A 12,031-nucleotide genomic window follows, 5' to 3' on the forward strand; every position below is an offset into this window, starting at 1 on the left:
TCGCGGAATCAGCGCGCGCGGTGCGGGTGCACCTCGAAGCGGAAGATCTGCGGGAGCTCGCTATCGATGATCACCTTGACCCAACCCATCAGCGGGTAGCCAAAGGTCTCCAGGCGAGTGAAGTTGGCGATCGGCCGATTGCCGGGCTTGTCGGTGGTGCTGGTCGGATCGCGCAGTGGCTGGTCGATACGCTGCCAGTGCGTGTCGCCGTGGATCAGCAGCACCTGTCCGCGGAAGGCGAGCGTCTCGCGGCGCAGCGTGGCCAGCAACTTCCGGTAGCCGACGTGCGTCAGGCCGGCGGCGGCGTGCTTGAAGCCGGGGTTGGCCTGCATGACGATCACCAGCCCGGCGGCATTCTCGCGCCGCGCAGTGGCGAAGCTCTGCTCCAGCCATTCGATGACCGCCGGGTTGCGGGCAAGGTACTCCGGGCTGGGCGTCTTGCGATGGCCGAAGTTGTTGTTCGACCCCGGCACGTTGAGCGAGACGAAGAGCACCGGTCCCAGCCGCCAGCGCAGTTGTTCCGGATAGGCGCCGGCCTGCTGTTCGACCGCCAGCGTCTGCTGGCCCAGCGAGCGTGGCGCGGCGAAGAACAGCTGGCGGAGCTTTTGCAGCCGCTCCAGCGGGTCGAAGTGGCCGGCGCTCTGCCGGTCGCAGTCGGTCCATTCGTTGTCGCCGGGGACGTAGATCAGCGGTACGCGCGAGGCGTCGAAGAGCGCCCTGCGGTCGCTGAACAGCGCGTCGCTGCAGGGCTTCGAGCTCGACTTGAAGTCGCCGGCGTGAACGACGAACTGCGGGTTTTCCGCGGCGATGTCGTCGAGCATTGCCGGTAGCTGGCGTTCTTCGTAGCTGCTGTACGGCGTGTCGCCGATGACCGCGAAGCGCCAGGTTTCGGCGTGCAGGCCGGCGGCGAGCAGCAGGCCGAGGCCGCCGAGCAGACTGCGCATCGTCGTCGCGGGCGAATTCATTGCAGCCGCGCCTTCAAGGCGTAGAGCACGTCGAGCGCTTCCCGCGGGGTCAGTTGGTCGGGGTCGACGCTGCGCAGGTGTTCGAGGGCCGGATCGATGGCCGGCTCGCCGGCTTCGGCGGCGCTGGCCAGTGCGCTGGCGAAGAGGTCCGGTTGCAGCGGGTTGATCGACGCGCGCTGCTCGAACTCGCGCAACTGCCGGCGCGCCGCCCTGACCACCGACGCCGGAATGCCGGCCAGCGCAGCAACCTGGATTCCGTAGCTCTGGTTGGCCGGACCTTCCTCGACCGCGTGCAGGAAGACGATGCCGGCGCCGTGTTCGACGGCGCCGAGATGCACATTGGCCAGTTCGCCGTATTCGTTGGCGAGCAGCGTCAGCTCGAAGTAATGGGTGGCGAACAGCGTCAGGCAGCGGTTCTTCTCGAGCAGGTGGCGACAGATCGCAAACGCCAGCGCCATGCCGTCGAAAGTCGAGGTGCCGCGCCCGACCTCGTCCATCAGCACCAGGCTGCGCTCACTCGCGTGATGCAGGATGGCGGCCGACTCGGTCATCTCGACCATGAACGTCGAGCGCCCCGCGGCGAGGTCGTCGGCGGCGCCGATGCGCGTGAAAATCTGGTCGAGCGGCCCGAGAACGGCCTTGTTCGCCGGCACGTAGCTGCCGACGTGGGCGAGCAGGGCGATCAGCGCCGTCTGCCGCATGTAGGTCGACTTGCCGCCCATGTTCGGGCCGGTGATCAGCAACAGCCGGCGTCCGTCGCCAAGACGCGTGTCGTTGGCGATGAAACTGGCGCCGCCCGGCAGCTGGTCCTCGACGACCGGGTGACGGCCGCCCTCGATCGACAGGCCCGGCTCGGACGAGAACAGCGGCCGGCAGTAGTTGCGGCGCTGCGCGGTGTCGGCGAAGCCGGCCAGCAGATCGACGTAGGCGAGCGCGTGCGCGATCTGCTGCAGCCGCGGCAGTTCGGGCTGCAGCTCGGCCAGCACCCTGTCGTAGAGCAGCTTCTCGCGCGCCAGCGAGCGGTCCTTGGCCGACAGCGCCTTGTCCTCGAAAGCCTTCAGCTCGGGCGTCAGGTAGCGCTCGGCGTTCTTCAGCGTCTGCCGGCGCCGGTAATCGTCGGGCACCTTGGTCGCCTGCGCGTTGCTCACTTCGATGAAGAAGCCATGCACGCGGTTGTATTCGACCTTCAGGTTGGCGATGCCCGTGCGCTCGCGTTCGCGGGCTTCGAGTTCGAGCAGGAAGGCGCCGCAGTTGTCGTTGAGCGCGCGCAGCTCGTCAAGCTCGGCGTCGAAGCCGCTGGCCATGACGCCGCCGTCGCGGACGAGGCTCGCCGGCTCGGGCAGGATCGCCCGGCGCAAGAGATCGAGCGCCGCATGCGGCGTGGCCAGTTGTGCGTGCAGTTCGGCGAGCAGCGGCGCGGCGCTGTCGGTCAGCGGTGCACGCAGTTCCTCGAGTTGCTGCAGGCTGTCGCGCAGGCTCGACAGGTCGCGCGGCCGCGCGCTGCACAGCGCAATGCGCCCGGCGATACGTTCGATGTCGGCAAGGCAGCGCAAGCTCTGGCGCAGCGCGCGCAGCGTCGATTCACCCTCGTCGAGCAGCATGGCGATCGCCGCGTGCCGGGCGGTGGGGATCGCCGGGTCGCGCAGGGGGTGATGCAGGGCATGGCGCAGCAGCCGCGAGCCCATCGCGCTGCTGCAGTTGTCGAGCAGGCTGCACAGCGTCGGCGCCGGCTGGCCGCGCAGGGTCTCGGTGAGTTCGAGGTTGCGCCGGGTGGCCGTATCCAGGCCCAGATACGTGGCGTCGCGTTCGACGATCAGCGCCTGCACGTGCGGCAGCGCGCGCGCCTGCGTCGCCTGCGCGTAGCGCAGCAGCGCGCCGGCGGCGGCAATCGCCGGCCGCAGGCCGTCGGTGCCGAAGCCGGCGAGCGACGTGGTGCCGAAATGGGTGCGCAGCTCGCGATTCGCCGCCTCGACGTCGAAGTGCCAGTCGGGCCGGCGGGTGAGCGCGACGTCGGCGGCGAAGTCTGCTGCCAGGCTCTCGGCGACGACAATCTCGGCCGGGCGAATCCGTTCCAGCGTCGCGGCCAGTTTCGGCGGCGCGACCTCGCAGACGCGAAACTCGCCGCTCGCCAGATTGATCCACGCCAGTCCGGCGAGCTGTCGGGTCATCGACACGGCGAGCAGCAGCGTGTCGCGCTTTTCGTCGAGCAGCGCCGCATCGGTAAGTGTTCCCGGCGTGACGATGCGCGCCACCGCACGTTCGACCGGTCCCTTGCTCGTCGCCGGGTCGCCGATCTGCTCGCAGATGACCACCGATTCGCCCAGCCGCACCAGCTTGCCGAGATACTGTTCGACCGCGTGATACGGCACGCCGGCCATCCTGATCGGCTGCCCGGCCGACTGCCCGCGCGTCGTCAGCGTGATGTCCAGCAGTCGCGCGGCTTTTTCAGCGTCGTCGAAGAACAGTTCGTAGAAGTCGCCCATGCGGTAGAAGACCAGCAGCCCCGGATGCTGCGCCTTGATGCGCAGGTACTGCTGCATCATCGGGGTATGGCCGGACAGGTCTTCTTGGCTCATTGAAATCGGCTACTTCTCTGGGTGTTTTTTTTCGGGCAACTTGCGCGCGCCGCAAAGTGTACCGCAAAGCGCGTTCCTGCTCGCTGGCTGTTCCGGCGCGCCATCGGAAGCAGTGGTGCGTGGCGGCCGTTTCGCCGTGACGAATGTCGCTGAAGTCCAGCGCTGACCGTGCTTTCATTGACGGGCCGGCGGGAAAGCTCTATTTTTGCTTTCACGGGCTGACCATTGCCGGGCCGGAACCAGCCGGGTCCAAGGTCCGTTCAGGCCGATGTCGCGCCACAGGTCAGGAGCAGGCTGCCGCGCCTTCCTTCCAACACAGGAACATTCCAAAGGGGATTTTTCGCATGGCCACCCAGTTGCTTATCTACGAAACCGCAGTCCCGGTCTCCAATGCCAGGCACGGCACGTGCTCGGTCGAAGTCGGCAAGGGCTTTGCATTTACGCGCAACGTCAACTCCGTTCCCCTGATGGCCATCGAGTTCCCGCAGGCTTCACCCGAGTATCCGGTGGTCTTTGCGCAAGGCGCCGACCAGGTGCTCCCGGCGGTGATTCTCGGCGCCCGCCAGAACGAAAACCTCTATCTCGCCGGCGACGAGAGCTGGCGCGCCAGCTACCTGCCCGCCTTCATCCGCCGCTACCCCTTTGTCTTTTCACCCGGCGAAGACGGTCAGACGTTCACGCTGTGCGTCGACGAAGCCTTTCCGGGCCTGAATCGCGAAGGCCGCGGTCAGGCGCTGTTCACCGCCGAGGGCAAGCCGAGCGAATACGTCGACCAGGTGCTCAAGTTTCTCCAGGAGTATCGTCTGCAGTTCGTGCGTACGGAGGCCTTCTGCAAGAAGCTCCAGGAGCTTGACCTGCTGGAGCCCATGCAGGCGCAGTTCACGCTCCCCAGCGGCGAAAAGATCTCGCTGAGCGGCTTCCTGGCCGTCGATCGCAAGCGCCTCAAGGCCTTGCCGGCCGACAAGCTGCACGAGCTGGCGGCCAGCGACGAGCTCGAACTCATCTACCTGCACCTGCAGTCGATGCGCAACTTCAACGCGCTCAAGGACCGCCTCGCGCCAGGCAGCGAAGCGGCCAGCCCGGCCGCCGGAAAAGGCGACGAGGCAGGGAAAACCGGAAACGCGGACGGCGGCGACGATCCGGCCGCACAACAGCGCCCGCCCGCTGGCGCGAGCAGCCAGCTCAACTGAGCTGCCCGGCCCGGGTTTCACGCCGTATCCCGATCATCTGAACTCTGGATCTGCGCTGCGCAGCGCTGGCTCTCGAGGGCGCGCAGGGGAGAACTTTTCCGTCGCCGCGTTGCTTTTCACGTCATCTGCGGGGCGTATGGCAACGCCTTGCTGCGGTGAGCGCGTTGGCTTTCCTGCGGCAGCCCGGGCACGCCCTGGACTGCCGCGTCGCTGCGCTCCTCGCAGTGACGGGTTACGACCCCGGCCTTGGCTGAAACGCCATCGCCCTCGCCGACACATTGAAGGCATCCGCAAACACGCTGCGGCTTCGCCGCCTCTCTATTTTATGAAGGGGAAGATGGCTTCGACCGTGCGCAGCGAGCTTTCGGCGGAGATCTGTCAGCCGCAAGCAGACATCACCCTGTTTTATTTTTCCCCTACATCCTAAAATAACGGCAACGCTTATTTCAGGTTCGCGCACATGCACCGACCACCGCCCGGCCAGTACGTCACCGTCTCGACGGCCGAAGGGCCCTACCAGGCCTTCGTCCCGGCGCCGCTGCCGCCGCAGCCGCCGCTGGCGTGGACGCCGGCGCTGCGGCGGCGCTTCGACGACGCGCTGGTCGCGCTCGGGCGGCTGGACGCGGTCAGCGCGCTGCTGCCGAACGCCGCGCTGCTCGTCTACGGCTTCGTTCGCAAGGAGGCGGTTCTGTCGTCGCAGATCGAGGGCTCGCAGTCGTCGCTGGCCGACCTGCTGCTTTTCGAGATCGACGAGCAGCCCGGCGTGCCGCTCGACGACGCACATGAGGTCAGCCGCTACGTCGCCGCGCTGGAGCGCGGGCTGGCGCTGCTGCGTGGCGGGCTGCCGCTGTGCGGTCGGCTGCTCAGCGAAGTGCATGCGGTGCTGCTCGACCATCCGCGCGGGCGTGGCAAGGCGCCGGGCGAGTTCCGCCGTTCGGCGGTATGGATCGGCGGTACGCGGCCGGGCAACGCGGCCTTCGTTCCGCCGCCGGCAGACGCGCTCCCCGCGTGCCTCGCCGCTTTCGAGCGTTTTCTCAACGACCAGCCGGAGGCGACTTCGCCGCTGCTCAAGGTGGCGCTGGCGCACGTGCAGTTCGAGACCATCCACCCCTTCCTCGACGGCAACGGGCGCATCGGGCGGCTGCTGATCGTCCTGCAACTGGTCGCCGACGGCGTCCTGCGCGAGCCGCTGCTGTACCCCAGCCTGTTCTTCAAGACCCATCGCCCACTGTATTACGAGCTGTTGAACGCGGTTCGCCTGCACGGCGACTGGGAGCGCTGGCTCGATTTCTTCGCCGAGGGCGTGCAGGTCAGCGCGGCGCAGGCGGTGGTCACGGCGCAGGCGCTGCTTGCACTGGCGAATGAAGACCGAGATCGAATCGCGGCGCTGGGACGTGCGGCGCAGTCTGCGCTGGCGGTGCATCAGGAGCTGCAGCGCCAGCCACTGACCACCGCGGCCACGCTGGCAAGGGCCGCCGGGCTGAGCGCGGCGACGGTGAACAAGTCGCTCGCTCACTTGAGCGCGCTCGGTATCGTCACCGAGCTGACCCAACGCCAGCGCGGGCGGGTGTTCAGCTATCCGCGTTATGTCGAGCTGCTGAACGCCGGGCTGCCTCCGCCGCGCGCGTAGAACGACCGTCGGCACAACGAGGTGGAGTGAGGCAAACTCCCATGCTTCTCCATGGCTGTTGGCAGGCGGCGCCGCCACGGTGACGTTCGCGTTGGCGCCAAGCCCCGCGCTCGCCACCCCGTCACTGCGAGGAGCGCAGCGACGCGGCAGTCCAGCGCCACCTTCTGACTGCTTGAGAGCTTCGCCCGCAATTCACGCATCCCGGATGTGACTTCCACGGGGGAGCATCGGTTTGCGCATGGCGAGCCCCGCCTTCGCGGCCAGAACCATGAGTTTGGCGTTCTCTCTCGCGGTCGCTTGGCTATACTGTCTCGCCAATCGCCTTCCGGGACTGCCAAGATGACCGACAAGAACAGGCTTCTCCTCGCTTCCTCGTCAGAGTTGGCGGCGGACCGGCGGGAATTCGAGGTTTTCCTGCAGCAGCCGTGGCAGGCCCTGGACTGCCGCGTCGCTGCGCTCCTCGCAGTGACGGTTTGGCGTGCCGGGGAAATCCCCGCGGCGTCACTTTTCGCTGGCGGCCTATTGCTTTCCTGCCGCGGAATCGGGCAGCCGCACGGCGATCATGTGCCCGCGCGCGCAGACCTCGCCGTGGGCGCTCAACGACAGGCTAACGGTGACCTTGCGCGGCTTGACCTCCACTATTTCACCTCGGACTTCCAGTTCGGCGTCTATCGGCGTTGGGCGGAGGTAATCGACCTTGAGTGAGGCGGTGACAAAGCGCATGGGTGGGGTGCTGCCCATTTCGCGGCCTTCTGCTTTGCACGCGGCGGCGGCGGCAGAACCTGCGCCGTGACAATCGAGCAGCGAGGCGATGAGGCCGCCATAGACGTTTCCGGGAACGCCGCCGGTGTGGTAGGGCTGGGGTGTGAAGCGTGCAACGGTCGTATCGCCGTCCGAATCATCCCAATGGCTCTTCAAATGATGGCCGTGTTCGTTGTTCTTGCCGCACCCGTAACAATGCGCGAAATCATCGGGATAACAATCCTGAAAAGCCGTGCTGGGCATGTTTGCTTCCTTTCTTCCTTTGTCTCGCGGCCGGCGCGCCGGCCTCGTCGTGATTCGGACGGGTTAGTCGGCAATGATTTCGTGCGTGAGGTTGTCGACCACCAGCGGGCATTCGAGGTAGGTCAGCGATGGCTCGCTGGCGTATTTGCCGCGCACGAAGGCTTTCCATTCTTCCGTGTACACACGCTCCGCGTCGGCACGTGAGCTCCAGAGATAGATGCCGCCGGCCCGGTTGCCGTCTGCGGAAAGAAAGTAGTACTTGCGAATCAGGCCGGGCATGTCCTGGTATTTTGGCGCGGTGCCCTGGAAGGTGGCCTGGGCCTGCTCTCGGGACAAGGTCTGCGGCAGCTTGAATTCGACGATGACGGTGATCATGGGCTTCTCCTGGCGTGGTGAGTTTACTCCAGCGACACATCGCCCGATGAATCGGGCTCCTACAGATCATGACTCGCCTGCGTCCGTGGGAGCCCGATTTATCGGGCGATAAAAGCTGCTCGGTCGCTCACCACGCTGATAGGCGACTAAACATTTGGCATGCCCTGGGCAGCCAGGCCGGCTCTACGACCCCTGCCTGGGTTGAAACGCCATCGACCGCGCCGAGACGCTGAAGGCGTCGGAGAAGCACGCGCCGTCTTCCGCGCCGTGCTGCTTGAGGAAGGGGAAGATGGCTTCGACCATGCGCACCGAGCCGCAGGCATAGATCTCGTGTTCCTTGAGTTCGGGGAAGTCTTCCAGGATGGCTTCGTGGACCAGGCCGGTGCGGCCGCTCCAGGCGGTTTCCGACTCGGGCTCCGAGAGCACCGGGATGAAGTGGAAGTTGTCGTGCTCCTGCGCCCAGCGCGTCGGCAGTTCGGGCAGGTAGAGGTCTTGCAGCGTCTTGACGCCCCAGTAGAGGTGGATCTGGCGCTTGAGGCCGCGCTGGAAGGCGTCCTCGACCATGCTCTTGACCGGCGCAAAGCCGGTGGCGCCGGCGACGAAGACGATCGGACGCTCGGATTCGCGCAGGCTGAAGTCGCCGATCGGGCCTTCGAAGCGCACTTCGTCGCCTTCCTTCATCGCCTCGAAAACGTGCGTCGTGAACTTGCCACCGGGCATCAGGCGGATCTGCAGCTCGACGAACTCGGGTTCGTGCGGCGGATTGGCGAAGGAGAAGGCGCGCCGCTGGCCGTCGTCGAGGATGATGTTCACGTATTGGCCGGCCTTGAACCTGATCTGCTGGCCTTCGGGCAGTTTGAGCAGGACGCGCATTACGTCGTGGGTGAGCTTTTCCATCCTGACCACACGGGCCGTGTATTCCGGGATGCGGCTGGTGGCGGCGCTCGCCTGGTACTCGATGATCACGTCCTCGAGTGCGGTGGCGCAGCACGACAATACCTTGCCCTGCGCCAGCTCGGCGTCGGACAGCGCGTTCGGCTGGTAGAGGCCGGGGTCGACCTTGCCCTGCAGGACGGTGCATTTGCAGACGCCACAGCCGCCGTTGCGGCATTCGTAGGGCAGGTTGATGTCCTGGCGCAGGCCGGCGTCGAGCAGGGTTTCGCCAAAGCGCGCGCTGACCGCCTTGTGGTCGGGCTGGAAGGTGATCGAGGTCACGGCCTTGGCCGTGCCGAGGCGCTTCGGCGGCAGCCAGGGAACGAGGAAGAGCACGGCGGTGAGGCCGAGCACCCAGAACCAGAGATGAAGGGGGTTGGTGACGTAGACCAGCGCCAGCACCGGCAACTCGAACCAGTCGAAAGCGATGCCGGTGGGTACCACCGACATGTCGGCTTCGCCGCCCTGGCTGAGGATCGGCTTGACCAGCGACAGGGCGAGGAACATCAGCGTCACGGCGATGGCGATCGGGCGCGGCGGATTGATGTGCGCGCGCGGGATGCGCTGCACGTGCACCCACATCACGATGCCGATGATCAGGGGGACACCGATGTGCAGGAAGGCGAGGAGGGTGAACAGGCGGCTATTGACGCTTTCGAGGTACAGGAAGTTGCGGATCAGCGTGCCGTTGAACATCGGCAGGACGTCGAACCATTCGGCGGTGGCGATGACCACGAACTGCGCCAGCTTGTCCCAGACGAGCATGAAGCCATTGACGCCGGCGATGTAGATCAGCCACAGCAGGGCGACGCCGGTAAGCCAGGAGAACGAGCGGAAGCCGCGATAGCGGTCGTAGGCGAAGTGCCGCAGCATGTGCAGGAGCATGGTCAGGATCATGCCGTCGGTGGCGTAGCGGTGCACGCTGCGCAGGATGCCACCCAGCCACCACTGGTCGTGGGTGATGCTCTCGACCGACTCGAAGGCGTCATGGACGCCGGTGTCGGCGAAGATGTAGAGGTAGAGACCGGAGATGAGCAGCAACCAGAATTGCCAGAAACTGATCGTGCCGAGGTGGTAGAAGGGGTTCATCTTGTCGCCGAAGGCGACGTTGAACACGTTCTCGATACGCATGAACAGCCAGCGGATGACCTGTTGAATGATTTTGACCATTTGTATGTCAGCTCAGAAGATTGATGAGGCGTATGTGTCGCGTTGGCCAGCCTGGCTGCGCCGCTTTCGGCGCGGCCTGCGGGGCCTGGCAGCGGCGGCGATCACTTGAAGAACAGCCCGCCCTGGTCGGGATTGAAGTCGATGACCATCACCTGGCGCGGCGCGAGGGTGATCGGCTCGTCCTTGACGTAGTCGAATCCGGGCTTGACGAGGTTGTCGTCCATGCGCACCGTCAACTGGTGGCTGCCGGCCTTGACCTCGAAGCGTTTGTAGACCGTCGACACGCCGTCCTTGTACAGGCCGGTCGGGTGCAGCACGGTGCGAAAAACTTCCTTGCCATCGAGGTCGACTTCCAGCCGGATGTCCGAGCGCTCACGCGGGCAGTCCATCGGCGCGCGCATGTTCGGCGGCATCTTTGCCAGCTCTTCGGGTGTCCGTTTGCGGCATTCGCGGTCGCCGAGGTGGCTGATCGAAAGCTTGATCAAGGCGACGTCGTCGGGAATCTGGTGGTAGGTCGGCGAGGTGGCAAAGTAGCCGATGAAGGCGGCAAAGGCGCCGTAGAGAATCACCTGGCCGACGATGGCGGCGGGTTTAAGCATGATGTGAAGCTCTCCGCAGATAGGATGGAAGTCGATCGTTCGCAACCCCGAGGGTTTCGATCCGGGCTCGGAATTCGGCCAGCGCAGCGGCCAGTGTGTTGCTGTCGCTCGCTGAGCCGAGCCACAGTTGCAGCCGCGAGCCCGGCACGCTGTGGCGCAGGTGCGGTTCGCGCTCGCCGAGCAGGCGCTCGTCGGTCCACCGCTCGCCGAGGCGGAAATCGCAGCCGCCGCTGCGGCAGGCGGTCACCAAGACCCCGTCGGCGCCGCCACGCAGCGCATATTCCACGAAAGCCGGCGGCAGCATGCCGGTGCATATCAGGTCGATGACCGCGGTGTCTGCGCCGCCCAGGGGGGTGGCCCGGGCGCCGCGTGCGCAGGAAAAGACGACGATGCGCGTGCGCCCGGCGAGTTGCGCCAGTGCCTGTTCGAGTTGCTGGCGCAGGGCGTTGACCGGCAGTTGCGGCATGTCGATGCCGGTGATCAGCGTCTCGCGGCGGCGGAAGGGGGTCGACGACGGGCACGAGCCGGCACAGATGCCGCAGCTGGCGCAGAGGTCGGCGTCGACGACGGCGAGCTGGTAGCCGGGTCGGCCCGGGTGGGGCGCCATCGAGATCGCCGCGTAGGGGCAGTCGACGTGGCAGCGGTCGCAGCCGGTACAGTTGGCCGGGTCGACGACGGCGACCGGCTGCGCCTTGGCGTGCGGCAGCAGCGGCAAGGCAAAGAGCAGCGCGGTCAGCGCGAAAAGCAGGGTCCAGACGAGGGCTGGCGAGGTCAGGTCGGTGAGCGGGTGGATGAAGAGGATGAACCAGTCGAAAGCGAGTTCGCCGGGAACGATGGCCAGATCGGCCGGCGGGTTGCTGAGCGCGGGCCGGAACAGCGCGAGCAGCGTCAAGGCCGCTGCCGTGGCCAGCATGACGGGTCGGGTCGGCAGGTAATCGAGGTGAGCGACGCGATGAACGTGCGCCCACAGGCCGAGGATCAGGAGCAGCGGTACACCGATATGGATGAAGATCAGGACGGTGAAGAAGCGGTCGTTGATCGCGCCCGGGGACATGAAGTTGCGCGCCGACGGTTCGCTGAAGATCGGCAGCCAGTCGAGCAGTTCGGTGGTTGCGGTGGCCGACACCTGTGCGAGCTGGTCCCAGACGATCCAGTAGCCGCCGATTCCGGCGATATACGCCAGCCAGATCAGCGGGATGCCGGTCATCCACGAATAGAGGCGGAAGCCGTAATAGCGGCCATACGACCACTCGCGAACGAGGTGCAGCATCATTACCAGCATGAAGCCGTCGGAAGCATAGCGATGCAGGCTGCGCAGGACGCCGCCGAGGTACCACTGCTCGTGCGAGAGGTAGCCGATCGAGTTGTAGACGGCGTCGATGCCGGTGTCGAGGACGGTGTACAGATACAGACCGCTGCCGACGACGATCCAGAGCAGAAAGAGGCCCATCGCGCCAAGGTGACGCAGGGGGTTGTCCTGGCCCCCGAAGGGCGCATCGAAAGCTTCTTCCACGCGCAGGAAAATGCTCTTCGTGCCGTTGCGTAGTGCTGCGTGGAAGCTCACGTGGCTGGGGCCTCTGAAGCTTGG

At 66.0% G+C, this 12,031-nt stretch carries 9 protein-coding genes; 2 read left to right on the forward strand and 7 right to left on the reverse strand.

Annotated features, from left to right (window positions below):
- Nucleotides 1-8: 8 nt before the first annotated feature.
- Nucleotides 9-965 (reverse strand): metallophosphoesterase family protein, encoded by a 957-nt coding sequence (locus QZ634_RS01365; RefSeq protein ID WP_291984897.1) that lies wholly within the window; start codon nucleotides 963-965, stop codon nucleotides 9-11.
- Nucleotides 962-3,541 (reverse strand): DNA mismatch repair protein MutS, encoded by a 2,580-nt coding sequence (mutS, locus tag QZ634_RS01370; protein WP_291984899.1) that lies wholly within the window; start codon nucleotides 3,539-3,541, stop codon nucleotides 962-964. The genes QZ634_RS01365 and mutS overlap by 4 nt, the downstream gene beginning before the upstream one ends.
- A gap of 344 nt (nucleotides 3,542-3,885) precedes the next feature.
- Here mutS and QZ634_RS01375 point away from each other — a divergent pair, with 344 nt between their 5' ends.
- Entirely contained in the window at nucleotides 3,886-4,731 is an 846-nt protein-coding gene (locus QZ634_RS01375) for a SapC family protein (RefSeq protein WP_291984901.1), read from the forward strand.
- Between the two features lie 460 nt (nucleotides 4,732-5,191).
- Nucleotides 5,192-6,361 carry a Fic family protein gene (locus QZ634_RS01380; RefSeq protein WP_291984903.1) on the forward strand — a complete coding sequence of 390 codons (1,170 nt, stop codon included), beginning with the start codon at nucleotides 5,192-5,194 and terminating at the stop codon, nucleotides 6,359-6,361.
- A 519-nt stretch (nucleotides 6,362-6,880) separates the two neighbouring features.
- Here QZ634_RS01380 and QZ634_RS01385 read toward each other — a convergent pair.
- From QZ634_RS01385 to QZ634_RS01405, 5 genes are all read right to left on the reverse strand, one after another.
- On the reverse strand, nucleotides 6,881-7,366 hold the full coding sequence (locus tag QZ634_RS01385; protein ID WP_291984905.1) for a PaaI family thioesterase: 486 nt from the start codon (nucleotides 7,364-7,366) through the stop codon (nucleotides 6,881-6,883).
- Between the two features lie 63 nt (nucleotides 7,367-7,429).
- Complete coding sequence (locus QZ634_RS01390) at nucleotides 7,430-7,741, reverse strand: YdhR family protein (protein WP_291984907.1); 312 nt, start codon at nucleotides 7,739-7,741, stop codon at nucleotides 7,430-7,432.
- A gap of 183 nt (nucleotides 7,742-7,924) precedes the next feature.
- Nucleotides 7,925-9,844, reverse strand: coding sequence for a 2Fe-2S iron-sulfur cluster-binding protein (locus tag QZ634_RS01395; protein WP_291984909.1), 1,920 nt, complete (start codon nucleotides 9,842-9,844; stop codon nucleotides 7,925-7,927).
- Between the two features lie 101 nt (nucleotides 9,845-9,945).
- Nucleotides 9,946-10,443 (reverse strand): hypothetical protein, encoded by a 498-nt coding sequence (locus QZ634_RS01400; protein WP_291984911.1) that lies wholly within the window; start codon nucleotides 10,441-10,443, stop codon nucleotides 9,946-9,948.
- Nucleotides 10,436-12,007: a hydrogenase iron-sulfur subunit gene (locus QZ634_RS01405; protein WP_291984913.1), complete on the reverse strand. Its 1,572-nt coding sequence runs from the start codon at nucleotides 12,005-12,007 to the stop codon at nucleotides 10,436-10,438. The genes QZ634_RS01400 and QZ634_RS01405 overlap by 8 nt, the downstream gene beginning before the upstream one ends.
- Between the last annotated feature and the right edge of the window lie 24 nt (nucleotides 12,008-12,031).

It is taken from the genome of Candidatus Accumulibacter sp. ACC007 (genome assembly GCF_907163205.1).
In the GTDB taxonomy this organism is placed as follows: Bacteria; Pseudomonadota; Gammaproteobacteria; order Burkholderiales; family Rhodocyclaceae; genus Accumulibacter; species Accumulibacter regalis.